We start from the raw sequence: 25004 nt of genomic DNA, 5'->3' as shown, positions 1-25004 counted from the left end.
AGGGGGCTATTTTTTGCGGAACTTTACAACGCTATTGACGCTTGCTTAATGCCTTAACGTAGTACAATTATGGATTTTATGGATTCAATTCGTGGCATGTCTTTTTTCGACATGCACGTCCACATGACCTCCCGGACCACCGACGATTATCAGGCTATGGCCGATGCGGGTGTGGTGGCCCTAATTGAACCGGCTTTCTGGTTAGGTCAGCCCCGGACAGGTATCGATTCGTTTCGCGATTATTTCGCCAGTCTGGTCGGGTGGGAGCGGTTTAGGGCTTCTCAGTTCGGTATTCGGCATTATTGCACCATTGGATTAAACTCCAAAGAAGCCAATCAGGAAGAATTAGCGGAGCAGGTTATGGAAATCCTGCCTTTATTTATCTATAAAGAAGGTGTGGTAGGCGTTGGGGAGATTGGCTTCGATGACCAGACACCCGCCGAAGATAAATATTACCGGGCTCAGCTGGAGCTTGCCAAAGAAGCCAATCTGCCGGTTCAGATTCACACCCCCCACCGCGACAAAAAGCAGGGAACCAGCCGCAGTATGGATATTGCCATCGAGCACGGTATTGCGCCCGGCATGGTGATTGTCGATCATAATAATGAGGAAACGGTGCGCGAAGTACTGGACCGGGGTTTCTGGGCAGGCTTTACCATTTATCCGTTTACGAAAATGGGAAATGAGCGGATGGTAGACATTGTAAAGCAGTATGGCCCGGAGCGGATTATGATCAACTCAGCCGCCGACTGGGGCATCAGCGACCCGCTGGCGGTGCCCAAAACGGCCGCTTTAATGAAACAGCGGGGTATTTCAGACGAGGCCATTAAGCTGGTTACCTTCACCAATGCCATCACGGCTTTTGCCCAAAGCGGGCAGCTTAGCCTCGACGAACTCACCCAGCCAATGGGTGTCGATCAAAGTCAACGCTTCAATGGCAGCTCAATCCTGCGCGGTGGACAGGCCCCACGGGTTGATAAAGAATCCACAATCATAAAATAGAATGACAAATGATGAATCTAAAATCATTTATCGTTCATCATTTATCATTCACCCTTCATCCTTGAAAAATTTCAAAGCGCTTCTCTCCCTTACCCGCCCGGCTAACCTGGTTACGGCCGTTGCCGATGTGCTGGCGGGTATGGCTATTGCGGGTTATTTTCAGGTGTTTGACCCGGCTCCGGCGCCAGTGGGCTGGCTTTGTTTGGCCACCGTTGGATTATATGGCGGGGGGGTCGTATTCAACGATGTTTTTGATGCTGAACTGGATGCCGTCGAGCGTCCGGAACGCCCTATTCCGAGTGGAATTGTCAGTAAATCTACCGCTGCTTTATTGGGGGCTTTGCTGCTGGTCATTGGTATTGTTTGCTCATTTCTAGTCAATCAAACGGCAGGCTTCCTCGCGATTGGAATCAGTGTGGCATCGCTTGTGTATGACCGGTTTGGTAAACATCACAATTGGCTGGGTCCAGTCAACATGGGCCTCTGTCGGGGACTGAATCTGTTGCTCGGCGTCAGTATTTTGCCCGATCAGGTATTGCCCTGGGCGTGGGTCGGGATCGTACCGATCGCCTACATTGCCGCAATTACCATGATTAGTCGGGGGGAGGTGCATGGGGGGAGTCCCACTACCTTACGGTTTGCCGGTATCCTGTATGCCCTTGTCATTGGCTGTGTAGCGGCTCTGGCTCAACGGCAACAACAGTTGGGTACGGCTTTACCTTTCCTGCTTTTGTTTGGTTACTATATTTTTCCGCCACTCTGGCGGGCTGTAAAAGAACCCGTTGGGCGAAATATCGGCCTGGCAGTGCGGGCGGGGGTGCTATCGCTCATTGTCATGAATGCGGCCTGGGTGGCTTCTTTCGCGTCTTTTCCGCTGGCTATGTTGGTATTTTGCCTATTACCGCTGTCGCGGTTTCTGGCGAAAATTTTTGCCGTAACCTAAAACAAGAATCCGATGCTAAGCTACAGATGTAGCTTAGCATCGGATTCTTGCAATGATTACCTTATGCGTTTGCTGGCGTACAGAACTCTTCCAACGCCATTTCGAGATGTTGAGCAATCATTTGCGCCGAACGACCTTCAATGTGGTGCCGCTCGATGAAATGTACCAGATCACCATCTTTAAAAATGCCAATTGCTGGTGACGATGGCGGGTAAGGCAGTAAGTATTCCCGCATTTTAGCGGTAGCTTCCAGATCGCCACCCGCAAAAACAGACACCATTTTGTCTGGTTTAACCGGACTGGCTGCCAGAGCCGCTTTTACACCTGGGCGAGCAGCGCCGGCCGCACAGCCACAAACCGAGTTTACCACAACGAGCATGGTGCCCGGGGTATTTTCCATTGTCTCCACTACGTCTTCGGCAGTGGTCAATTCTTCAAACCCAACGCTTGTCAGGTCTTCCCGCATGGGGATAAGCAAATGAGGAGGATACATAATTGGTTAAATTTAGTCGAAGTTAGTGAGTTATAAGTTTATGCATTGCGCAGGCTTACAACTGTTTTTTTACATAAAGCCAAGTTCCAGTTTTGCTACTTCCGACATCAGCTCGGTTGAATACGGTGGATCGAACGTCAGTTCAACACTCACATCGCTAACGCCGTCTATAGCCCGTACTTTCTCTTCAATTTCAGCCGGAATGGAGCCTGCCGATGGACACGACGGTGACGTCAGTGTCATCAGGATATACACATTGTTGACCGGGAATATCTTGATGTCGTAGATGAGGCCTAACTCATACACATCTACCGGGATCTCAGGGTCGTAAACACCCTTCAGGGCTAGTACAACTTGTTCTTTTAATTCTTCGTCTGTCATGACAACGGTTAAACAGTTTTTTCAGTGTATGCGCGGCCGAAGGCTTTCATTCGCTCAATCATCGAAGCTAATCCACCAGCCCGTAACGATGTAATCAGATTGCCCATTCCTACGCGTGGAATAAAGTACAAATCGGCGTTGGCGATGTCTTCGGGTTTTTCGCCCGAAAGAACCCGAATCAGCAAGCCAACTAATCCTTTCGAAATTTGGGCTGTTTGTTCACTGTCTCCATAAAAGTACAGCCGGGCGCCGGTTTGATCATCATCTTTCAGTTCAGCATCGACCCAAACTTTTGATTGACAGCCCATAATCCGGTTCTCATCCGTTTTTTTTGAATCAGGCATCGGCGGTAGCTTTTTGCCCAAATCAATAATGTATTGTGTCTTGTCGAGCTGGTCTTCGAACAAGTCAAATTCCTCTATAATCTCGTCCTGCTTCTCGTTAATAGTCATTTATTTCTTTTCAATTTCAGGCCGGTCGTTTAGCTGTACCATGTCAAAGCATCATTTTCTGAACCCGGCGAAGACCCTGAACAAGCCGGTCAACTTCATCTTTGGTGTTATAAACCGCAAATGACGCCCGCGTAGTTCCGGCAATGCCGAAGCGCTGCATGAGCGGTTGCGTGCAGTGGTGGCCCGTGCGAACGGCAATACCCTGTTGATCCAGAATAACGCCCGTATCCTGATGGTGAATGCCATCCAGGACAAAGGAAATTACGCCGATTTTATGCTTTGCCTGCCCAATGATACGCAGTCCATCCAACTCGCTCAATTGCTCAGTAGCATATTGAAGCAGGTCGTTTTCGTGAGCTGCAATGTTCTCTTTTCCTAAACCAGCCATGTATTCAAGGGCCGTTTTAACGGCAATAACATCCGCAATGTTGGGCGTCCCCGCTTCAAACTTGTAAGGGATCTCGTTGTAGGTCGTTTTGGCAAATGTCACTTCCTTGATCATTTCGCCACCGCCCCGGTAGGGAGGCATGGAGTCGAGAAGTTCTTTTTTGCCATATAGAACACCCATGCCCGTTGGGCCATAAAGCTTGTGGGCCGACAAGGCGTAAAAATCAGCGTCGAGTGCCTGAACGTCGAGGTCAAGGTGCGAACTGGCCTGTGCGCCATCAATCAACACAACCGCGCCAACGGCGTGCGCTTTGTCGATGATCGTTTTGACGGGGTTGACCGTTCCGAGTGAATTGGAAACGTGAACACAGGAAACGAATTTGGTGCGTTCTGACAGAAGTTTTTCGTATTCTTCCAGAATCAGTTCACCGGCGTCGTTTACGGGGATGACTTTGAGGATGCATCCTTTTTCTTCGCACAGCATTTGCCAGGGCACAATGTTGGAGTGGTGCTCCATTGTTGAGATGATGATCTCGTCGCCCTCTTTCAGAAACCGGCGTCCGTAACTCTGCGCTACTAGATTAATGCTATCAGTGGTGCCGTGGGTGAAAATAATTTCCTGCCAGTGTTTGGCGTTAAGAAACTCCTGCACTGCCCGCCGGGAGGCTTCAAAGGCGGCCGTAGCTTTTTCGGCCAGGTAATGGATACCCCGGTGAATGTTGGCATTGTATCCTTCATAATAGCCGGTTAGCGCATTGATTACCGCTGTTGGCTTCTGGTTCGTGGCTGCATTATCGAAATAAACCAGCGGCCGACCGTTCACCTGTTGATCGAGAATGGGAAAATCCCGGCGGATCTGCTGAATATCGAGGGTTGTTTCTATCGCTGATTGCATAATGTGTTCGTATCGAAAAGAGGTTGAATGATTGAGCCATTCACCCAAAGGTTACTCTTAAAACGTAAATAGCGGGCTGTTAGGTTCGTATGAATGCTACCGTCTTTTTAAAACGATGACCTGATTGCGCAGGGTCTTGTTGACCCGAAAGTTATCATCGGCCATGACAACCAGCGTCTGGTGCTGTTCGTCGGCCCAAGCCATTGCTTCCAGATTACAAACGGTGCCCGGAAACTGACGATTGAAATCGAAGGCTAGTTCTTTGCGTAGCGTATGGGTAGATTGATCCGGCGTTGCCAGATAGAGATTGGCCGTCACGCGTTTTTGGGCGGCATCGTAACATCGTTCCAGGACCAGCAGGCGAGTCTCGTCAACCGCTATGATTTCAGAAATTCCGCCGATGCGTTCCTCCCCCTGTGCAAAAGGACACCGATCGATGGGGTAGGCATACCGCTCTACAACCGGATCGGAAGCAAGTGGATTCGGGTATCGGAAAAATGTGATTGTATCCTGGCTCATATGGGTTTCGCCTTCCCAACCCGCTTCTGGAGCAACCCAAAGCGCTCCCAATGGCGTCAATGCCAGCCCTTCGAGCCCTTTGTTGGGGCCAGGTAACGGGATTTTCAATAGCACCTGTGCGGCACTGTCGCGTATGGTTTTTCCATATTGAACAGACGTGACATATTCGTGTTCGTCGGTCCAGAAGTAAGTTCCGGTCTGGGCATTAAAGCGAACGCTTTCAAACCAATAAGGCGTTTTTTTTGCTTTTATGAGATGGCTACCATCGCTCAGATCACGGATGGTCTTGATGGCCGAAAAGGTGTAGTGCCAGCCTCGGTCGCTCACCAGATGCCACTCGCCCGTAGTTGAAACAATTTCAAGACCCGAAATCCCCCGCAGACTATCACGCACCAGCGGCATCGTGATCGAGTCGCCCTCGAAGACAAACTGAACCTTCTGCGCCTGAATGGAGCAGGTGAGTGATAAGCAGACAAGTAGGTAGAGAAGTCGCATGGGAAATAAAAAAGGTGTCGGGTTTACGAACCCGACACCACAAAAACTACTAGAAAACGGACCTATTTCGTCAATTTTTCACGAACAACTCCTTCCAGATACTCGCGAATAGGTGCAATTTTGATCTGGCTCAGCACGTCCTGCGAGAAGGCATATAGCAATAACGTTCTGGCTTCATCTTTTGGAATACCGCGCGAACGCATGTAAAACAGCGCTTCGTCATTCAACTGACCGGTTGTAGTGCCATGCGAACATTTTACGTCGTCGGCATAAATTTCCAGTTGCGGCTTGGTGTTCATCGAAGCACCCGGCGACAGCACCACGTTCTTACACGACTGGTAGGCATTGGTTTTCTGCGCGTCGGGCCGAACGAAGATTTTACCGTTGAAAACGCCCGTGCTGTTATCGTCCAGAATGCCTTTATAGAGTTCATTACTGTACGAATTTGGCATCGCGTGGTCCACAAGGGTGTGGTTGTCTACGTGTTGCCGGCCGTTGGGCATGTATAGACCATACATAAAGGCTTCGGCGTGTTGGCCGTTCAGGACAATGTTCAGGTTGTTCCGAACGAAGCTGCCATTAAGCGTTATCGAAGCCGAATAGAAGTGGCTATTATCGGACTGGCTCACCTGCGTGGTACCAATGTGATAGGCATTCTCCGTTTCATTCAGCACTTTGTAGTACTGCATCCGGGCATCGCGTTCGAGCACGACTTCCGTTACAACATTGACAAAGCTGGTTTTCTCGCCCAGTGTCCGGTAAGACTCAGCCATCATCACTTCGGCGTTCTTGCCAATAACCACCAGATTACGAGGCTGCGAGGCAATATTTTTTTCGCGTGTGTCGGTAATGAAACGCAGGATAATGGGCTGCTCGACGGTGGTATTATCGGGAACCCGAATAACGACACCATCGCTGGCCATGGCGGTGTTCAGGGCGGTAAACGCACTGTCCTGATAATCGGCATAGCTGGCAAAATGCGAACCTATAAAATCAGGGTCAGTCTTTATCGCTTCAGCAAAACTTGTAATCTTTACCTGATTGGCCGGACTAATGATGCGCGACAGTTCAGGATGGTAAATGCCGTTGATAAAATAAAGAATATTACCGTCGAGATTCGGTATTTCAAGCGGGCTAAGGTCTTCGGCTGTCAGCGTAGATGTCGTATCGAGGCCAAACTCCTCTTTAAGCAGACCGTTGACATTCGAGTATTTCCACTCTTCGTGCCGAATTGTCGGGAATCCCAGCTGCTCAAACTGTTTCAGGGCCGACCGCCGAAGCTGGTGTAAAGGCGATTTTCGTTCGCCGTTCATGCGCTCTTCGTTGTCCCGAAAAGACGCCAGCAACTGCTCTTTAAAATCGTTATATGATGCGTAAGAGGGAGTCATTCGTTTTTAAATATGATGTATAAGAGTGTATGATGTATGATGTATTATATAAACTATAGCATACATCATATATAATAGATCATACATCAGATGGCTTCGGCTTCCGCCTTTATCCAGTCGTATCCTTTCTCTTCCAATTCAAGGGCTAATTCCTTCGGTCCCGATTTGACGATGCGACCTTTGTATAACACGTGTACATAGTCGGGCACAATATAATCCAATAAGCGCTGATAGTGGGTTACAACGATGGTTGACCGTTCTGGTGACCGAAGCTTGTTGACCCCATCGGCCACAATCCGTAGTGCGTCGATATCCAAACCTGAATCCGTCTCGTCAAGAATAGCCAGTTTCGGTTCGAGCATCGCCATTTGGAAGATCTCGTTCCGTTTTTTCTCCCCACCCGAAAAGCCTTCGTTCAGGGAGCGGCTCAGCAGCGACTGGTCGATGTTGACGAACTTCATCTTCTCTTTCATCAACTTCAGAAACTGGACTGCATCAAGTGATTCCTGACCGCGGTACTTACGAATTTCGTTAAGGGCTGTTTTCAGGAAGTTGGTTGTGCTGACGCCCGGAATCTCAATTGGGTACTGAAAAGCTAGAAAAATACCTTCGGCGGCCCGTTCTTCAGGTGCCATATCTAATAAGTCTTTGCCATCAAATACCACGCTGCCACTCGTTACATCATAGTCTTCACGACCGGCCAGTACCGAAGCCAATGTGCTTTTTCCAGCACCATTAGGTCCCATAATCGCGTGAACCTCACCGGGGTTGACTTCCAGGTTGAGGCCTCTCAATATCTCTTTTTCGCCGATGGAGGCATGTAAATTACTGATGGATAACATAATAGGTTGTATCGTGACCGCGCTAAATAAAGCCGCAAAGTTAACAGATGAAATGGCATCTGTGCTGTTGGATAACAAAATCGGGTAGTTAAAAGTTGGCCTACATTCAGCTTATTGATTGATAATCAAAAAACTCCTGCTGTGTACCGACCAAAACGGTCTTGGATCGTACACAGCAGGAGTTTTTACTCCTTTACGTTTATTGAGGACTCTGACAAGTCGCTTATGGGTAAGCGCTTGATTAATGTGGGTCGCTAATGCGCCGGGCTCGCTTCGTCTGATTAATGACGAACGGCACACACACATCGGCCGGACAACCACACACCGCCGGTATCAGCAATACTGTTATGTCTCGATAACAGCCCGAGGCATTGTAGACCCGAATGGTGTAGGCTTGTGCAGTGGCCGGATTCGCCAGGGCGCTGGTCAGCACTCCACCCGCCGGTATGGCTTTGGCGACTCCCGACGAAGAGGCTGCTTCATTGAAGCTGCTGCCTACTGAGTACTGGTAGGTGTAGCTGGGCTGAAAGCCACTGATGACCAACTGGCCGTTGGCTTGTGCGGTGCTGCCGACACAGGTGGCAGGGCGGGCGCTGGCCTGGAATGTGGGCAGGCTATCTTCTTCCACAATAAAGGGACAACAGCTGAAATCAGGACACTGCCCTACCTGATTATCCACCGTTAGCTTGTATTCTCCGGGTTGGGTGACTTCGAGCACGTTGGTGGTGAAGCTCGTCAGTTGGGTAGTCACTCCTTGGAAGGTGCGGGACCACAGATACTGACTGCGTCCCGGAGCGGCTGTTAGCCGGAATAGGTAACTTTCCCCCACACAAACCTTAGCGGGTATAGAGGTACAGACCCTGGCCGTATCGCCGGGAATGGAAGCTGTGTTCTGGAAGATACCTGAGCTGTCAGCCATAGCCTGATAGGTCAAGCTTAGACTTTGCCCGGCGCTAATTGAGGCTATTGTCCAACTGCTGACTGTGACCCCTGGGTTAAAGGTAGTACCGGCTGGTGGAATAGCCGAGTTGGCGACATAAACTAATCCGGCTGCTTTTGTTAGCTGAACGGTTGTTGCAGTCGCTGAACCAACACCTGTGTTGGTGAGCACAATGGTGTAGCTTATCAATTCACCAATTTTAGCTCTTGATTTATCAACTACTTGCTTAAGAGCAACGACCGCTGGAACTGACGAAGCAACAGTACAGGATTCAGGAGCAACATAGGTAGTACTGGCGGATTGGCTGACAAAATAGACCGTCACAGTATGTGCCCCCGAACCGCTCGGTAAACCGGTTAGGCTATAAGCCACTGAGGTAGCACCGGCACTAATCAAAACGGACGTAGTGGTTGTCCCATCGGTTACGGTAGCCATGCCTGCTGGGGCATTCGCGAGGGCAATGACGCCAGTTGAGGTGTAAAGATTGCTCCCTGGATTGCAAACGCCGGGATCTACCACGCTCAGCGTTAAGCCCGATAAAGCCGGGGCCACCGAGCAGGAGGCCGGGGCGGTATAGCTAGCTGCTACCTGAGCATAGCCCGCTCCACTGACGGTGAGGGTGTGGGAGCTTGAACCTGAGAGCAGTCCATCCAGAGTGAAGGGGGCACTGGTCTGGCCGGCCGTCACGGCCAGGGTGGTCGAGCTGGTCCCATCGGTGAGGGTGAGGGTGGCGGCCAGGGCAGCACTCAGGCTGATGGTGCCCGAGAGGGTGTACTGGTTGGTGGCTGGCACACAGGCGCCTGGGCTCACACTGAGGGCCAGGCTGGGCTGGGCCGGAGCCACCGAGCAGGAGGCCGGGGCGGTGTAAGTGGCCGAGGTTTGGGCATAGCCCGCTCCACTGACGGTGAGGGTGTGGGAGCCTGAGCCTGAGAGCAGTCCATCCAGGGTGAAGGGAGCACTGGTCTGGCCGGCCGTCACGGCCAGGGTGGTTGAGCTGGTCCCATCGGTGAGGGTGAGGGTGGCGGCCAGGGCAGCACTCAGGCTGATGGTGCCCGAGAGGGTGTACTGGTTGGTGGCTGGCACACAGGCGCCTGGGCTCACACTGAGGGCCAGGCTGGGCTGGGCCGGAGCCACCGAGCAAGACGCCGGGGCGGTGTAGCTAGCTGCTACCTGAGCATAGCCCGCTCCACTGACGGTGAGGGTGTGGGAGCCTGAGCCTGAGAGCAGTCCATCCAGAGTGAAGGGGGCACTGGTCTGGCCGGCCGTCACGGCCAGGGTGGTTGAGCTGGTCCCATCGGTGAGGGTGAGGGTGGCGGCCAGGGCAGCACTCAGGCTGATGGTGCCCGAGAGGGTGTACTGGTTGGTGGCCGGCACACAGGCGCCGGGGTTCACACTGAGGGCCAGGCTGGGCTGGGCCGGAGCCACCGAGCAGGAGGCCGGGGCGGTGTAAGTGGCCGAGGTTTGGGCATAGCCCGCTCCACTGACGGTGAGGGTGTGGGAGCCTGAGCCTGAGAGCAGTCCATCCAGAGTGAAGGGGGCACTGGTCTGGCCGGCCGTCACGGCCAGGGTGGTTGAGCTGGTCCCATCGGTGAGGGTGAGGGTGGCGGCCAGGGCAGCACTCAGGCTGATGGTGCCCGAGAGGGTGTACTGGTTGGTGGCCGGCACACAGGCGCCGGGGTTCACACTGAGGGCCAGGCTGGGCTGGGCCGGAGCCACCGAGCAGGAGGCCGGGGCGGTGTAAGTGGCCGAGGTTTGGGCATAGCCCGCTCCACTGACGGTGAGGGTGTGGGAGCCTGAGCCTGAGAGCAGTCCATCCAGAGTGAAGGGGGCACTGGTCTGGCCGGCCGTCACGGCCAGGGTGGTTGAGCTGGTCCCATCGGTGAGGGTGAGGGTGGCGGCCAGGGCAGCACTCAGGCTGATGGTGCCCGAGAGGGTGTACTGGTTGGTGGCCGGCACACAGGCGCCGGGGTTCACACTGAGGGCCAGGCTGGGCTGGGCCGGAGCCACCGAGCAGGAGGCCGGGGCGGTGTAAGTGGCCGAGGTTTGGGCATAGCCCGCTCCACTGACGGTGAGGGTGTGGGAGCCTGAGCCTGAGAGCAGTCCATCCAGAGTGAAGGGGGCACTGGTCTGGCCGGCCGTCACGGCCAGGGTGGTTGAGCTGGTCCCATCGGTGAGGGTGAGGGTGGCGGCCAGGGCAGCACTCAGGCTGATGGTGCCCGAGAGGGTGTACTGGTTGGTGGCCGGCACACAGGCGCCGGGGTTCACACTGAGGGCCAGGCTGGGCTGGGCCGGAGCCACCGAGCAGGAGGCCGGGGCGGTGTAAGTGGCCGAGGTTTGGGCATAGCCCGCTCCACTGACGGTGAGGGTGTGGGAGCCTGAGCCTGAGAGCAGTCCATCCAGAGTGAAGGGGGCACTGGTCTGGCCGGCCGTCACGGCCAGGGTGGTTGAGCTGGTCCCATCGGTGAGGGTGAGGGTGGCGGCCAGGGCAGCACTCAGGCTGATGGTGCCCGAGAGGGTGTACTGGTTGGTGGCCGGCACACAGGCGCCGGGGTTCACACTGAGGGCCAGGCTGGGCTGGGCCGGAGCCACCGAGCAAGACGCCGGGGCGGTGTAGCTAGCTGCTACCTGAGCATAGCCCGCTCCACTGACGGTGAGGGTGTGGGAGCCTGAGCCTGAGAGCAGTCCATCCAGGGTGAAGGGGGCACTGGTCTGGCCGGCCGTCACGGCCAGGGTGGTCGAGCTGGTCCCATCGGTGAGGGTGAGGGTGGCGGCCAGGGCAGCACTCAGGCTGATGGTGCCCGAGAGGGTGTACTGGTTGGTGGCTGGCACACAGGCGCCTGGGCTCACACTGAGGGCCAGGCTGGGCTGGGCCGGAGCCACCGAGCAGGAGGCCGGGGCGGTGTAAGTGGCCGAGGTTTGGGCATAGCCCGCTCCACTGACGGTGAGGGTGTGGGAGCCTGAGCCTGAGAGCAGTCCATCCAGAGTGAAGGGGGCACTGGTCTGGCCGGCCGTCACGGCCAGGGTGGTTGAGCTGGTCCCATCGGTGAGGGTGAGGGTGGCGGCCAGGGCAGCACTCAGGCTGATGGTGCCCGAGAGGGTGTACTGGTTGGTGGCCGGCACACAGGCGCCGGGGTTCACACTGAGGGCCAGGCTGGGCTGGGCCGGAGCCACCGAGCAGGAGGCCGGGGCGGTGTAAGTGGCCGAGGTTTGGGCATAGCCCGCTCCACTGACGGTGAGGGTGTGGGAGCCTGAGCCTGAGAGCAGTCCATCCAGAGTGAAGGGGGCACTGGTCTGGCCGGCCGTCACGGCCAGGGTGGTTGAGCTGGTCCCATCGGTGAGGGTGAGGGTGGCGGCCAGGGCAGCACTCAGGCTGATGGTGCCCGAGAGGGTGTACTGGTTGGTGGCCGGCACACAGGCGCCGGGGTTCACACTGAGGGCCAGGCTGGGCTGGGCCGGAGCCACCGAGCAAGACGCCGGGGCGGTGTAGCTAGCTGCTACCTGAGCATAGCCCGCTCCACTGACGGTGAGGGTGTGGGAGCCTGAGCCTGAGAGCAGTCCATCCAGGGTGAAGGGAGCACTGGTCTGGCCGGCCGTCACGGCCAGGGTGGTCGAGCTGGTCCCATCGGTGAGGGTGAGAGTGGCGGCCAGGGCAGCACTCAGGCTGATGGTGCCTGAGAGGGTGTACTGGTTAGTGGCTGGCACACAGGCGCCTAGGCTCACACTGAGGGCCAGGCTGGGCTGGGCCGGGGCCACCGAGCAAGAGGCCGGGGCGGTGTAAGTGGCCGAGGTTTGGGCATAGCCCGCTCCACTGACGGTGAGGGTGTGGGAGCCTGAGCCTGAGAGCAGTCCATCCAGAGTGAAGGGGGCGCTGGTCTGGCCGGCCGTCACGGCCAGGGTGGTTGAGCTGGTCCCATCGGTGAGGGTGAGGGTGGCGGCCAGGGCAGCACTCAGGCTGATGGTGCCCGAGAGGGTGTACTGGTTAGTGGCCGGCACACAGGTGCCTGGGCTCACACTGAGGGCCAGGCTGGGCTGGGCCGGAGCCACCGAGCAGGAGGCCGGGGCGGTGTAGGTGGCTGAAGTGCTGGAACAGCCCGCTAGACTGGCTGTTACGGTATGAGTACTCCCGTCTGATGTAATACCCGTAAAAACAGCCGTCACTGTACCGCTGCCCGTTGTCGCTACTGTTTGACTAAGCGGCCCATCATTGATGGTGAGGACACCTGCCGTGGGATTGACGACGGTAACAGCCACCGTATTGGAAAACGTGTTAGTCACTACATCACAGGTACCGGGAGTCGCTGTGGCGACAAGACTACAACAGGATGCTGGAACCAGGGTTACTGTTTTCTCTACGTAACAGCCCGATTCGTTGTAGACCCGGATGGTATACGTTTTGTTCGTTACTGGGTTTGGTAGATTCGATGCAATTAGGCCATCAGAAGGAATAACAACTGGCGTTCCAGACAAAGACGCCGACGGATTAAAGTCTGTTCCTTCAGAATACTGATAGGTATTCGTAGCACCGAAGCCCGTTAATTTGATTTGCCCATTAGCCTGTGCTGTAGAGCCCGAACAGCTTGCTGGTAGCACGCTGGCCTGAAAAGCAGGTAATGCGTATTGCTCGATAATAAAAGGACAAAGGGAAAAGTCCGGACATTTACCAGTCGTATTATCAACGGCCAAACTATAGCTACCGGGTGCGCTTACGTTCAATACACGCGTGGTTTGACCGGTAATTTCTACTCCATTCTTGAACCATTGATAACTGCTTCGTCCGGCCGGGGCGGTTAGTTGAAAAAGATACGTATCGCCCTCACAAACTTTAATTGGAATGGATGTGCACGATGCCGCCGTATCGCCGGGGATGGTCGCTAGGCTATACAATACGCCTGAACTATCGGCAACTGCCTGGTAGGTCAGACTTAGACTCTGCCCTGCGCTTAACGATGCTACCGACCATGTACTGATAGGTACGCCAACTGTGAACGTAGTGCCGGGAGGGGTAGATGACGTATTAGGTACGTAACGCAGGCCAGTTGAAATCGAATCGCGAACAACAAGGCCATTTACAGTAGTTGTGCCCGTGTTTGTTAAAACCAACGTATGCGTGATCGTCTGACCCTGGGTGGCCTGCGATTTGTCGGCAAAATTGGTTAGGGTAACGGAATTCGCCGTGGTTTGGGCACCCGCTGGTCTACTCAGGCCTATTAACAGGCTAAAAAGGAGCACCAATCTTTTAAGGAAAAAATTTAATTCATACGTTCTAAAAAGGCCATTTGTGTGCCGGTAATCCATTGCAAAAGAACCTGTTTGCTTGGCCGGCCCTACCTTATTGATGTGTATTTTCATGAAAGATATGTATAACACAGTATGAAATTGTTGCTATGCGTACCCCCACTCAAACTGTGTGCCATTCTTCATTAAAACTGCGTTTTAGTGTTACTAAATATGTTATATGGTATATTGTAGTATGCTCTAGTTCGTAGCTAAAGCTAGTATGGAGCTATATATATTGACTCTCCAGTAATTCCTGGCACATCTTTATGGACAAAAAGTTGACGGCATGCCCAGAGCTTTTTATTTCCTAATGCAAACGAGTACCTTGCAATTGAAGCCTGCTAAAGGGTATAAAGTCGAATGGATATATGGAGAACCGAGAAACTAATGCTGTTACCGAACTGGTGACTAGACAGGACGATAAGCAGGCTCATCGTGCGTCACGCATCCATGTATCATCGGAAATTGGTACGTTAAGGCGGTTGCTTATCCATAGCCCCGATCGGGGGTTGGGCAAAGTAGTACCGTCAAAGGCGCAGGATTGGCTTTTTGAAGACATCGTGCATTTGGATATGATGCGCCGTCATGAATACGATTATTACGTTAAGATTCTGTTATACTTTCTGGACCCCGATAAGGTAAAAGGGAAAATTGCGGATCTTGGGCCTGATTCTGATCGGTCGTTTTTTAAGCCCGACCATGCCAATTATTTTAAGTCAGATAAAGTCGTTGACATTCAGTGCTTGCTTTCCGATATCCTCGCGGACGAAGTCATCAAAACCCGGCTGATTGCGGCCATATGCGGAATCGAACGGACGTCGTTTCGAACCCAGCAGCACCTGAGTCAGTATGAACCGGTCGAACTGGCGAAAATCATGATTTCCGGCTCGCTGCCTGATCTGACGATGCTGTTTGCACCCCTGCCTAATTTTATTTTTACGCGCGACATTGGTATTGTTATTAACGACCATATTCTGCTTAATAAACCCGCTAAACTGGCCCGCACCCGCGAGGCTCTGCTGGCGCAGTATATTTTCTTCAATCATCCACTCTTTGTTGATTATCAGGATAAAATACTGGAGATTCCTGATAATGAGCACGCCTTTTTGCTCCCAGATGCAGATACAAAGCGCGATGTTACCCGCACAACCCTCGAAGGGGGCGACGTGATGATGATTGGGAAGCGACACCTGATTGTTGGCGTTAGCGAACGGACGACCTTATACGCGGCTCAGCAGGTGATGCGACTTGTATTCAATAAGGGAGTAGTTGATAAAGTTACGATTCTTCAGATTCCCAAGAAGCGTGATTACATGCACATCGACACCGTTTTTACGCAGGTAAAACGAAATGTGTGGGTATTACTGGGGTCGTTGGCGCGTACGGGCGATGAAGGCCAAAAACGCGATGTTATTCACTTCTTTGCGCCGAAAGATGTATCGGAAGATCTGCGGATTATGCAGTTCCGCAAAGGGCAGGAACATAAGCCCGTCGAAATTGAAAACCTCGAAGATCTACTGGCCGACATTAGTAAAAATGACCTTGGAGCCACCGAACCGATCCAGTTTATCTATTCCGGGAATAACGAGTTTCCCTTTGGGGCCCGTGAGCAATGGACCGATTCGTGCAACCTTCTGGCGCTCAAAGATGGCGTCGTTGTGGGGTACGATCGGAATGAGAAAACCGCCGATGCGTTTCGAAATGCGGGTTTCGAAGTGATTGGCGCGGCTAAACTGCTCGACCGGTTTGAACGGGGCGAATCCTCTCCCGAAACCATTGAAAATACATTTATCATGCTGCCGTCGGCCGAGCTAAGCCGGGCGCGGGGTGGCTCTCACTGCATGAGCTTACCCCTTTTTCGGGAGGAGCTATGAGGGGAGAAGCCGGGAAAGCGGCTGAGGGATTTCATGAATGGGCTAGCCCTTCGAAAATCATTGTCAAAATGCCAGCCAGGTGCTAATTTGCAGAAGATTTAGCCTTTATTGGCCTAACAACTTTACGATTCCTACTCATTTACTACTCAGTATATGCAATCACAGGCTACTTCCCGAATCTTGATGATTCGTCCGGTCAATTTTGGTTTTAACACCGAAACGGCCGAGTCGAATGCATTTCAGGATATTAAACTGGCTGCCCAAACAAAGGACATAGCTCAGGAAGATGCCCGACGTGAATTCGATGAAATGGCTGGTCAGCTTCGGGCCATCGGGGTGGACATAGTGATCTATGACGATACGGCTGAGCCCTATACACCCGATTCGATTTTTCCGAACAACTGGGTTTCCTTTCATGCCAGCGGAACAGTCGTCCTCTATCCGATGCAAGCTGAAAACCGGCGTCTCGAACGTCGGCAGGATATCATCGACGATCTGGCCAAACACTACCATGTCGCTAAAGTCGTTGACCTGACGCATTTTGAACAGGAAGGTAAGTTTCTGGAAGGGACCGGCAGTCTGGTACTTGACCGGATGCACCGTGTCGCTTTCGCCAGTCTCTCTCCCCGAACGCACCCCGACGTACTGGCTGAGTTTAGTAAACAGACTGGCTATCGGACGGTATCCTTCCACTCAGCGGATGCAGGTGGGAAGCCTATTTACCATACCAACGTGCTCATGTGCATTGCCGATACCTTTGCCGTGGTCTGCCTGGCTGCGATAAGTGACCCCGACGAGCGACTGATGGTACGTCAGGAACTGGAGAAGCTAAAGAAGCGCGTTATCGATATTTCGCTGGAGCAGATGGCCAGTTTTGCCGGGAACATGCTTATGGTACAAACGCAGAAAGGCCAGAAATTACTGGTTATGTCTACACGGGCTTATGAGTCCCTAACGCCCAAACAGATTGATCTGCTGGACGACTATGCTACCCTATTTCACTTCGACCTGTCTATGATTGAGGGTAACGGGGGCGGGTCTGCCCGCTGCATGATGGCAGAAATTCATTTGCCAAGAAAATAAAAAGAGTTTAGGCTTTATGACTGTAAATAGTAAGTGGCTGGTAATTAAGCGATAATGCTCATGTGCGTCACATACCACTTATTATTTACTAAATTTTTTCTAATTCTTGTTTGCACATACAAATAACGTGCTCTATCTTTGTAGCATACTTTTAGAAGGACGTAATGACGGACGAAAAAACAGTTATCCTTGCCGATGAAGAAAAATCCGTAACGCGCTTCAGTGCCTGCCTGCTGTTTTCAGCCAATGCACTATCGAGAGCTATTACGGCCATCGGCGATGAAGAATTTGGTCGGTTTGGTCTGTGCTATTCGCACGCTTATATGTTGTGTGAAGTAGTTGGTCAACCAGGCATAACGCCATCCGAATTAAGTGAAACGCTTTATTTGACGCCATCAACGATTACTCGCCTGGTCGAGAAACTGGAACAGAAACAGTTGGTCCGGCGGGAGTCAGAAGGAAAGAAAACGCTGATTTACCCAACAAGTGAAGGCATTGCCCTTCAACCGGAAATTGCTGAAGCCTGGGATCGGGTAGGAAAACACTACTCGGAGCTAATCGGAGAAACGGATGTTTGCCGGTTAACGCAACAGGTGTTTAAAGCGGCTCAGGCACTGGGCTAGGCCGCAATAAAATTTACTAAAAAGATTGTTTGCACATACAACAAACCAAACGCCATGAAAACGAACGAAGAAACTATTGGACTAGTCAGCAGTAATGCGACGGAAACCACGAAAGACATTTGCCGCTCATTGGCTAAAAAAGGCATTTCGGCCATTGTTGTGCAAAAGGACACGAATCAACACGATGTTCAGGAGCCTGCTGATCAGCACGCCTGGTCGGGTCAGCCAGGAAAAGACCTGTTCTTTAATGGTTGGAAATTGATGTTCTAGCGTGTCGCTCAGAGCTTTGCGAACATACATGAGAAACAACGCAGATTGGATACCGTCCTTTATTGGTAGATTCCTAGACTGTCCGTTTTCATCCATGACCACCTCCGTTTAGCATTTCCAGTAAGAGCACTGCCTTTTCAAACAGATTCGAGCAGACTAGTTCATCGATGAACTAGTCTGCTCGAATCTGTTTTTTTATACGGGAATTATTCATAAATCGCTATTCATGAAAACGGCATTGATTACAGGCGCAAACGTGGGTATTGGTCTGGCAACGGCAAAAGCGTTGGCCCGGAAAGGTTTCAACCTAATTTTACTTTGCCGCAATAAGGCGAAAGGAGAAGAGGCTGTGAATGTTCTGCAACGGATTAACTCCGCTATAACGGTTGACCTGTTGCTGGCCGATCTGACCGATGCTGACTCCGTCCGTCGGGCGGCCGAGCAGGTCAAGCGGACACACCAGACGCTGGATGTACTGATCAATAATGCAGGTTACTCGCCAGATCGAATTGAATTTGTTGATAACGTCGAAAAATCGTTTTATGCCAATCACATCGGTCATTTTATATTGACGTATCACCTGCTTGATTTGCTCAAGGCATCCGGCGAGGCTCGTATCATTAACCTGTCATCTGCTGCGTATGGTCTGGGCAATGCATCCCGGTTTTTTCAGCGGGACCCAAAGTTATCCATTCTATCGGCGTATGGCGATGGTAAGCTGGCCAATATATTGTTTACAAAAGAGCTGGCCAACCGATATGCCGATTCCGGTATTACGGCCTATTCCGTACATCCGGGCGTAGTCAATTCCGGTTTCGGTAGCAATTTTACGGGTGGCATTAGCTTGCTTATGAGCCTGGCGCGCCCTTTCATGCGGACACCGGAGCGGGGAGCCGAAACATCCGTTTATTTAGCGACGGCACCACTGGCGGTACTAAGTAAAACAGATGGAAAATCGGGTGGCTCAGGTGGCTTTTTCGCTGATGCAAAACCTAAGTCAGTTAAACACAATGATCTGACAAACAAACGGGCCGCTGACTTATGGAATAAGAGTATGGAGTTTGTGTGAGCGGCCTGATGTTATCCCAAACATCCACCGGACTTCGTTCTATTTTTCACCAACGAAGCAACGCCAGTCTATAATGATCATCTTTACCCTGTATATATAAATAGAACCTTTAGCTTCCCGGATATGAAAACGCTAACAACAACTTTCTTTATTGCCTTAACTACGTTTCTGACGCAGATCGTTTATGCCCAAAATACGATCACCGGCAATGGCCAGATTGTAAAGCAGCAACGCACCATCGGTAGTTTCAACAAATTAACAGTCCGGGTAGGCATGCGTGTTCACATCGCAGCCGGTAATGCCAGCATGGCCGAGTTGGAAGGAGAAAGCAACATCCTAGAGCATGTGGTGACAGAAGTGAAAAACGGCGAACTGACGGTTATGCTGGACAAAAACAAAAGCTTCAATCAAACAAAAGGGGTGACCGTAACCATTCACGTAGCTAAACTCAATGAACTTTTGGTTAGCACAGGCTGCAGCGTCGAGTCTGATTTGCCGATCGAGAGCAGCAAATTAACGACAACTGTTGAAACCGGTAGTCGCCTGACCGCACCCGTTTCAACGAAAAGTCTGAAGTTAACGGTGAAAGAAGGTTCGCAGGCTAATTTACAGGGAACGGCTACTGAAGCTGATATCCGATTGTCGGGGGCGGGTAAACTAAACGCTGACAAATTAACGATTGCCCGCGCCAGCGTCCGGGCCGATGGAGCTAGCCGGGCCGATATTCATGTTACGGAAACCTTGTCAGCTTCAGCCGATGGGGTTAGTACCGTCAATTACACCGGTAATCCATCAGTAACGTCGCAGGAAGCGACGGGCCTATCGAAGATTCGGAAGCAAAGCTGAGCGCCTGTACTTTTTCATGGAAAAACAAAAATGGCGACGATCAACCGGTCGTCGCCATTTTAAAACCCACTCTATGAGAAATTTCGTTATTTACTGACCACCCAGGGGAAATATATAACCGAGCGTTCCTTGCCCAAAAATTGTTTTTGAATCGGTATTGAATCCACTATCGGTATTACCCAGCGGATACAAACCTCTGACTTCGACCGTCACGTGACCTGGACCAGCTTTTATAGCTGCGCCAACACCGGCTGCCGCGCCAAATCCAAATCGCCCTTTGGTCCCATCGAGCGATATTTTCTTGCCGTCTTCACTGGCACTCATGGCGTAGGCGGCATAAGGGCCTACATTCAGAAAGAAACGGTTTCCTGCATAAGTTCCTGAGGATATTTTTAGGAGTAAAGGTACTTCTAAAACATCATTCGCTCTTTTTGTGGTGAAGCCAAATGCGTTTACTTTTTGACTGTATCGCGTATAATTGACTTCCGGTTGAAACGATACAGTACCAGTCCCAAAATTAAACGTTAGTCCACCCACAAAGCCCAGAACTGGATCAACACCTACTGGCTTTTCCGTGAAGAACGGATAGGTTACACCACCCCGAATACCAATTCGGGTGCGGGATGTACTCCCATCCATCGATGCCTGGCTCGACGGACTCCTGTCCACAGTTGATTGGTCAGTAGCAGACTTTTCAGTTGGCGAAACAGCGGGCGCATTGGTTGTCGTTGCTTTTTTTCTGTTAATGCCGTGATGTTCATCGTATAGATCCTGCATGCGGTTTGTACTGCCCGATGTGGTCGTACTCGTTGGCGTCGTTGATGTACTCTGTGCTATGGATAGTCCAACAGGCAGAAGTGTAAGCGCCAAAAAACAAGAAAGCGAATTCATTAAATACTTCATTAGGAATTGACTTTGTAAGATTAGCTGCTAATCTACTAATTTATACAACAGCACTTAGGGAACGGTTAATGAGTTTGAGGATACGGTTATTTTTACAAACATTTTACCCGGAAGTGGAGTAAGTAAAGGAGAGTAAATCAGTAACTATGAAAACGGAACACCAGCGCACTGCCCTCATTACGGGAGCCAATAAGGGAATCGGTAAAGAAATTGCCCGGCAATTAGCCCAGCATGGGTTTGCCGTTTTTATCGGTGCCCGCGACATAACCAAAGGGCGGGAGGCCGCCGAAGAGCTTTGTCAACAAGGCTATGAGGTAACGTTCATTCAACTCGATGTAACAGACCCAGTTAGCATCCGAACAGCCTGTGGAACCCTGTCCCAAAAGGCTGATCATCTGGATGTGTTGATCAATAACGCGGCCGTTCTGGAAGATCATGGCGAGAATATTATCGACCTGAATCCGGAAATGCTGGATCGAACCTTGAAAACGAATGTTTCCGGACCGATTATGGTCATTCAGTATTTTCTAGAGCATTTACAGAAAAGTCATGCTGGCGCCCGAGTCATCAATGTTTCGAGTGGGGCTGGCTCATTAGCTGGCATGGGTACCTATGCACCCGCTTACAGCATTTCCAAAACGGCGCTCAATGCCGTAACCAGGCAATTCGCCGGTGCCCTAAGAGGACAGAACATTGCTGTCAACTGCGTTGATCCTGGCTGGGTACGCACCGACATGGGCGGTTCCAGCGCCAGCCGGCCTGTTGAAAAGGGAGCTGAAACGATTGTATGGCTGGCTACGGAAGCTCCTCAGTCTGAAACCGGTAAATTCTGGCATGATAAGCGAGAGGCTACGTGGTAGTCTGAACCGCCCGGCGGCCCGGCAGAATGTTTAGGCTCTCTCCTCATACAAGACAGACAGCAAGCGTTGTGCGCCAAGTAAATCTCCATGTGCCCATCGACTAACGACGACTGCGCCTGTTAGGTCAGTCGCTCACCGCCTTGCTCAATGTCTCCCATGCTGGCTTGAGCCCTTAAAGCCGTGCCCTGGAACGAATCGTTAGCTAACCGAATCGATATAAAAAAACTCCAGCTATGTATGCGCTTTCTCCGGCGATTCTATGCCGATCCAGCCGTTGGTTATGGTGTCTGAGTATGTTTTGCTGGAAACCAGACTACTTGCAGGATATGTAGCTCAATCAGGCTGATTACAAAACGGTCATAGCACTTTTGCCTTGTACTTAAGTGAGGACAAAGACAAGGAAAGCTCACCCTTATAGTCAATCAAATCTTTAACCTGACGGTTGCTCTGTCCCTACAACCGCAGAGCAACCGAGGGCAAGCTAAGTAATAGCGGGCAGAGAGTAACGTTTCTTTATGAATGCCTTTTGACTGGGAAAGTACAGGAAGGATGTAGTTTTATGTTCTTTACATTTGTTGAGTAAAGCCGCCCTGTTTTACCCGATGCTTTTTGGGAACTGTTAGTCTGAATCGAACATGAAAGTTGGCCTGTTTATTCCTTGTTACATTGACCAGTTCTATCCAAAAGTAGCGATTGCTACGCTTAATCTACTGGAAAAAGTTGGGTGCGAGGTGTCGTATCCACTCCAGCAGACCTGTTGCGGTCAGCCCATGGCAAACTCTGGCTTTGAGCATTTGACGGGGGGCTGTAACGAGAACTTCGTTCGCAATTTTGCCGACTATGAGTACATCGTTTCGCCGTCGGGAAGTTGCACGTTGCATATTAAACACCACCTGCATTCGGTCAACGAAGAGGTTGCCAAGGGCATCCGGTCGCGAGTGTATGAACTTACTGAATTTTTGACGGATATTCTGCACGTTTCGGCGCTGAACGCTACGTTTCCCTATAAGGTGGGCCTGCACCAGAGTTGCCATGGCCAGCGTGGGTTAGGGCTGGCGCAAATGTCGGAGCTGGTGGCACCACCCTTTTCGAAGCCCGTGCAGTTACTCAACCTGGTGAACGGGCTGGAGCTGGTGCAGCTTGACCGGCGCGATGAGTGTTGTGGTTTTGGTGGCACATTCTGCGTAACGGAAGAAGCCGTTTCGGTAAAAATGGGCAAAGATCGCGTGGCCGATCACCTGCGTCATGGTGTAAACTACATTACCGGCGTAGACGTCTCGTGTCTGATGCACATGGAAGGCATTCTGAAACGGGCAAATTCAACTGTACAGGTCAAACACATCGCAGAGATTTTGACAGCGACACTTTAGAAACTGACCACCCCCGACTCCCTCCTTGAAAAAAGGAGGGAGTCGGGGGTGGTCAACTGGTTTTAAAACAACAAAACCTGATGAACAAACAGCTTACCTTAGATCATGCCGACGCAGCTGTCGAATTCAATAAAAACGAAGCCAAAGTCGACTGGCACGACGAAACGCTTTGGTTTGTGCGCACCAAACGCGACCGGGCTGTAGCCCAGATACCCGAATGGGAGCAGCTACGCGAGGCTGCCTCGCAGATAAAAAACCATGTGCTCTCCAACATGCACGATCTGCTGATCCAGTTCGAGCAAAATGCGATCCGTAACGGCATCAAGGTCCACTGGGCAGCCGACGGTGAGGAACACAACGCGATCATCCACCAGATCATTCAGCAGGCAGGCGCTACTCAACTGGTGAAGTCGAAGTCGATGCTGACAGAAGAATGCCACTTGAACAAATACCTGATTGACAAGGGAATCGACGTCATTGACAGCGATCTGGGCGAGCGAATTGTGCAGATGCGGGGCGAACCACCTTCCCATATTGTCTTGCCCGCCATTCACCTGACCAAAGCCGATGTGGGCGAAACCTTTCACCAGCATCTGGGTACCGACAAAGGCGCGACCGACCCGCAATATCTGACCGAAGCGGCCCGGCAACACCTGCGGGAGACATTCCTGACGCGAAAAGTAGCGCTGACGGGCGTCAACTTTGCCATTGCCGAAACGGGTGGATTTGTGGTGTGTACCAACGAGGGCAATGCCGATATGGGCGCTCATCTGGCCGATGTGCACATTGCCGCTATGGGTTTTGAAAAGGTCATCCCCCGTGCTGAACATCTGGGCGTATTTTTGCGGTTGCTGGCTCGTTCGGCTACGGGCCAGCCTATTACAACATTTTCCAGTCATTTCCACCGGCCCAGGTCGGGCCAGGAGATGCATATCGTTATTGTGGATAACGGGCGGAGTCGCCAACTGGGTCGGCCTGATTTTCGTAATTCGCTCAAATGCATCCGGTGTGCAGCTTGCCTCAATACCTGTCCCGTTTATCGGCGGTCAGGTGGGTTTAGTTACCACAGCGCCGTGGCCGGGCCAATCGGGTCTATCCTGGCTCCGAATCTGGACATGAAACAAAATGCCGATCTGCCATTTGCCTCCACGCTTTGCGGGTCGTGTTCCAACGTATGTCCGGTTAAGATTGATATTCATGAGCAACTGTATAAATGGCGGCAGGTATTGATGCAGGAAGGCTACGGCCCTACGACCAAAACCGTGGCTATGAAAGCGATGGCCACCGTGCTGGAGTCGCCCCGCTTATACCGGATGGCGGGTAAAGTAGGGCGGGGTGTCCTGCGGTTCGCGCCGATCACGGTCGAAAACGGCCTTAATCCCTGGTACAATCAACGGGATATGCCCGAGCCCCCCGCCGAAAGTTTCCATGATTGGTACGTTAATCAGAAGAAAGCATGACCACCCGCGATCAGATGCTGGCTAATATTCAGGCTAATCAGCCAGACTTACGCCCCATTCCCACTCAGTTCACCTTTACGTCGGTATTTCCAGACCTGACGAAGCAATTTATCGACGTACTCACATTTGTGGGAGGTGCCGCGGTCATTGTGCCTAATTATGAAGCGATTAAAGATGATATACGGAAGAAGTATCCTAATCTGACGAATGTAGCGACGGCCTGCCCGGAACTGTCTGAACTGGCCGATGTGACCATGAACGTCAGTGATCCGCATGAGCTATCCGGGTTAAATCTGGCCATTATCGAAGGGCCGTTGGCAGTAGCAGAGAACGCGGCTATCTGGGTGGATGAACGTCAGATTCCTCAGCGGGCCGTGCCGATGATTACCCAGTTTTTGGTCATCATCATTCGGCAGTCGACTATTGTGCCCAACATGCACGACGCATACAAATTGTTGACTGTCGATGATACCGGCTTCGGAACGTTTATCTGTGGCCCGTCTAAAACGGCTGATATTGAACAAAGTCTGGTCATTGGTGCCCACGGTGCCCGCTCGCTGGTGGTGTATCTATTGCCTTGATAGGATAGAACACTGATTTTTAAGATTGTTAAGATGCTTTTATGATTTTTA

At 51.9% G+C, this 25004-nt stretch carries 21 protein-coding genes; 12 read left to right on the top strand and 9 right to left on the bottom strand.

Annotated features, from left to right (window positions below; genetic code table 11):
• The first annotated feature begins 69 nt into the window (after window positions 1–69).
• The gene (locus SD10_RS20245; protein ID WP_046576288.1) at window positions 70–1002 is read left to right on the top strand and encodes a TatD family hydrolase; all 933 of its coding nucleotides are present in this window, start codon (window positions 70–72) and stop codon (window positions 1000–1002) included.
• A gap of 61 nt (window positions 1003–1063) precedes the next feature.
• Window positions 1064–1945 (top strand): UbiA-like protein EboC, encoded by an 882-nt coding sequence (gene eboC / locus SD10_RS20240; protein ID WP_046579860.1) that lies wholly within the window; start codon window positions 1064–1066, stop codon window positions 1943–1945.
• Window positions 1946–2006: 61 nt separating this feature from the next.
• On the opposite strand, the gene SD10_RS20235 is transcribed toward eboC, so the two are convergent.
• The 8 genes from SD10_RS20235 to SD10_RS20200 form a co-directional block, all read right to left on the bottom strand.
• Window positions 2007–2438 (bottom strand): BrxA/BrxB family bacilliredoxin, encoded by a 432-nt coding sequence (locus SD10_RS20235; RefSeq protein WP_046576287.1) that lies wholly within the window; start codon window positions 2436–2438, stop codon window positions 2007–2009.
• A 69-nt stretch (window positions 2439–2507) separates the two neighbouring features.
• Complete coding sequence (locus tag SD10_RS20230) at window positions 2508–2819, bottom strand: DUF59 domain-containing protein (protein ID WP_046576286.1); 312 nt, start codon at window positions 2817–2819, stop codon at window positions 2508–2510.
• Between the two features lie 8 nt (window positions 2820–2827).
• Window positions 2828–3271, bottom strand: a complete 444-nt coding sequence (locus SD10_RS20225) for a SufE family protein (RefSeq protein ID WP_046576285.1) — start codon at window positions 3269–3271, stop codon at window positions 2828–2830.
• 43 nt (window positions 3272–3314) lie between these two features.
• Window positions 3315–4553 (bottom strand): cysteine desulfurase, encoded by a 1239-nt coding sequence (locus SD10_RS20220; protein WP_046576284.1) that lies wholly within the window; start codon window positions 4551–4553, stop codon window positions 3315–3317.
• 96 nt (window positions 4554–4649) lie between these two features.
• A complete protein-coding gene (locus SD10_RS20215) occupies window positions 4650–5567 on the bottom strand; it encodes an esterase-like activity of phytase family protein (RefSeq protein WP_046576283.1) in 918 nt (305 codons plus the stop codon).
• A gap of 62 nt (window positions 5568–5629) precedes the next feature.
• The gene (gene sufD / locus SD10_RS20210) at window positions 5630–6955 is read right to left on the bottom strand and encodes a Fe-S cluster assembly protein SufD (protein WP_046576282.1); all 1326 of its coding nucleotides are present in this window, start codon (window positions 6953–6955) and stop codon (window positions 5630–5632) included.
• 86 nt (window positions 6956–7041) lie between these two features.
• Window positions 7042–7797, bottom strand: a complete 756-nt coding sequence (sufC, locus tag SD10_RS20205; protein ID WP_046576281.1) for a Fe-S cluster assembly ATPase SufC — start codon at window positions 7795–7797, stop codon at window positions 7042–7044.
• 241 nt (window positions 7798–8038) lie between these two features.
• Window positions 8039–14086 carry a DUF11 domain-containing protein gene (locus tag SD10_RS20200; RefSeq protein WP_046576280.1) on the bottom strand — a complete coding sequence of 2016 codons (6048 nt, stop codon included), beginning with the start codon at window positions 14084–14086 and terminating at the stop codon, window positions 8039–8041.
• Between the two features lie 296 nt (window positions 14087–14382).
• Here SD10_RS20200 and SD10_RS20195 point away from each other — a divergent pair, with 296 nt between their 5' ends.
• The 6 genes from SD10_RS20195 (at window position 14383) to SD10_RS20170 (ending at window position 19779) form a co-directional block, all read left to right on the top strand.
• Window positions 14383–15888 (top strand): arginine deiminase family protein, encoded by a 1506-nt coding sequence (locus SD10_RS20195; RefSeq protein WP_082111640.1) that lies wholly within the window; start codon window positions 14383–14385, stop codon window positions 15886–15888.
• Window positions 15889–16041: 153 nt separating this feature from the next.
• The gene (gene ctlX / locus SD10_RS20190; RefSeq protein WP_046576278.1) at window positions 16042–16971 is read left to right on the top strand and encodes a citrulline utilization hydrolase CtlX; all 930 of its coding nucleotides are present in this window, start codon (window positions 16042–16044) and stop codon (window positions 16969–16971) included.
• A gap of 164 nt (window positions 16972–17135) precedes the next feature.
• Window positions 17136–17594 carry a MarR family winged helix-turn-helix transcriptional regulator gene (locus SD10_RS20185; RefSeq protein ID WP_052731231.1) on the top strand — a complete coding sequence of 153 codons (459 nt, stop codon included), beginning with the start codon at window positions 17136–17138 and terminating at the stop codon, window positions 17592–17594.
• Between the two features lie 54 nt (window positions 17595–17648).
• Window positions 17649–17864 (top strand): hypothetical protein, encoded by a 216-nt coding sequence (locus SD10_RS20180; RefSeq protein WP_046576277.1) that lies wholly within the window; start codon window positions 17649–17651, stop codon window positions 17862–17864.
• Window positions 17865–18090: 226 nt separating this feature from the next.
• Entirely contained in the window at window positions 18091–18933 is an 843-nt protein-coding gene (locus tag SD10_RS20175) for an SDR family NAD(P)-dependent oxidoreductase (RefSeq protein WP_046576275.1), read from the top strand.
• A 123-nt stretch (window positions 18934–19056) separates the two neighbouring features.
• Window positions 19057–19779, top strand: coding sequence for a head GIN domain-containing protein (locus SD10_RS20170; protein ID WP_046576273.1), 723 nt, complete (start codon window positions 19057–19059; stop codon window positions 19777–19779).
• 90 nt (window positions 19780–19869) lie between these two features.
• Here the strand turns inward: SD10_RS20170 and SD10_RS20165 are convergent, their stop codons facing one another.
• Window positions 19870–20649: a porin family protein gene (locus SD10_RS20165; RefSeq protein ID WP_158500578.1), complete on the bottom strand. Its 780-nt coding sequence runs from the start codon at window positions 20647–20649 to the stop codon at window positions 19870–19872.
• 179 nt (window positions 20650–20828) lie between these two features.
• On the opposite strand from SD10_RS20165, the gene SD10_RS20160 reads away from it, so the two are divergent.
• From SD10_RS20160 to SD10_RS20145, 4 genes are all read left to right on the top strand, one after another.
• A complete protein-coding gene (locus SD10_RS20160) occupies window positions 20829–21542 on the top strand; it encodes an SDR family oxidoreductase (protein ID WP_046576271.1) in 714 nt (237 codons plus the stop codon).
• Between the two features lie 635 nt (window positions 21543–22177).
• Window positions 22178–22912: a (Fe-S)-binding protein gene (locus tag SD10_RS20155; RefSeq protein WP_046576269.1), complete on the top strand. Its 735-nt coding sequence runs from the start codon at window positions 22178–22180 to the stop codon at window positions 22910–22912.
• An 80-nt stretch (window positions 22913–22992) separates the two neighbouring features.
• Window positions 22993–24372, top strand: coding sequence for a lactate utilization protein B (locus SD10_RS20150; protein ID WP_046576268.1), 1380 nt, complete (start codon window positions 22993–22995; stop codon window positions 24370–24372).
• Window positions 24369–24953, top strand: coding sequence for a LutC/YkgG family protein (locus SD10_RS20145; protein ID WP_046576266.1), 585 nt, complete (start codon window positions 24369–24371; stop codon window positions 24951–24953). The genes SD10_RS20150 and SD10_RS20145 overlap by 4 nt, the downstream gene beginning before the upstream one ends.
• Window positions 24954–25004 lie beyond the last annotated feature (51 nt).

The organism is Spirosoma radiotolerans (assembly GCF_000974425.1).
In the GTDB taxonomy this organism is placed as follows: domain Bacteria; phylum Bacteroidota; class Bacteroidia; order Cytophagales; family Spirosomataceae; genus Spirosoma; species Spirosoma radiotolerans.
This window is presented reverse-complemented; position numbering and strand designations above follow the sequence as displayed.

Coding starts and splice junctions, on each gene's coding strand:
- SD10_RS20150 (WP_046576268.1), top strand. CDS start 22,993: ATGAACAAACAGCTTACCTTAGATCATGCCGACGCAGCTGTCGAATTC.
- SD10_RS20245 (WP_046576288.1), top strand. CDS start 70: ATGGATTTTATGGATTCAATTCGTGGCATGTCTTTTTTCGACATGCAC.
- SD10_RS20155 (WP_046576269.1), top strand. CDS start 22,178: ATGAAAGTTGGCCTGTTTATTCCTTGTTACATTGACCAGTTCTATCCA.
- SD10_RS20220 (WP_046576284.1), bottom strand. CDS start 4,553: ATGCAATCAGCGATAGAAACAACCCTCGATATTCAGCAGATCCGCCGG.
- SD10_RS20170 (WP_046576273.1), top strand. CDS start 19,057: ATGAAAACGCTAACAACAACTTTCTTTATTGCCTTAACTACGTTTCTG.
- ctlX (WP_046576278.1), top strand. CDS start 16,042: ATGCAATCACAGGCTACTTCCCGAATCTTGATGATTCGTCCGGTCAAT.
- SD10_RS20215 (WP_046576283.1), bottom strand. CDS start 5,567: ATGCGACTTCTCTACCTACTTGTCTGCTTATCACTCACCTGCTCCATT.
- SD10_RS20225 (WP_046576285.1), bottom strand. CDS start 3,271: ATGACTATTAACGAGAAGCAGGACGAGATTATAGAGGAATTTGACTTG.
- SD10_RS20200 (WP_046576280.1), bottom strand. CDS start 14,086: ATGAAAATACACATCAATAAGGTAGGGCCGGCCAAGCAAACAGGTTCT.
- sufD (WP_046576282.1), bottom strand. CDS start 6,955: ATGACTCCCTCTTACGCATCATATAACGATTTTAAAGAGCAGTTGCTG.
- SD10_RS20230 (WP_046576286.1), bottom strand. CDS start 2,819: ATGACAGACGAAGAATTAAAAGAACAAGTTGTACTAGCCCTGAAGGGT.
- SD10_RS20195 (WP_082111640.1), top strand. CDS start 14,383: ATGGAGAACCGAGAAACTAATGCTGTTACCGAACTGGTGACTAGACAG.
- SD10_RS20145 (WP_046576266.1), top strand. CDS start 24,369: ATGACCACCCGCGATCAGATGCTGGCTAATATTCAGGCTAATCAGCCA.
- SD10_RS20235 (WP_046576287.1), bottom strand. CDS start 2,438: ATGTATCCTCCTCATTTGCTTATCCCCATGCGGGAAGACCTGACAAGC.
- sufC (WP_046576281.1), bottom strand. CDS start 7,797: ATGTTATCCATCAGTAATTTACATGCCTCCATCGGCGAAAAAGAGATA.
- SD10_RS20160 (WP_046576271.1), top strand. CDS start 20,829: ATGAAAACGGAACACCAGCGCACTGCCCTCATTACGGGAGCCAATAAG.
- SD10_RS20185 (WP_052731231.1), top strand. CDS start 17,136: ATGACGGACGAAAAAACAGTTATCCTTGCCGATGAAGAAAAATCCGTA.
- SD10_RS20175 (WP_046576275.1), top strand. CDS start 18,091: ATGAAAACGGCATTGATTACAGGCGCAAACGTGGGTATTGGTCTGGCA.
- SD10_RS20180 (WP_046576277.1), top strand. CDS start 17,649: ATGAAAACGAACGAAGAAACTATTGGACTAGTCAGCAGTAATGCGACG.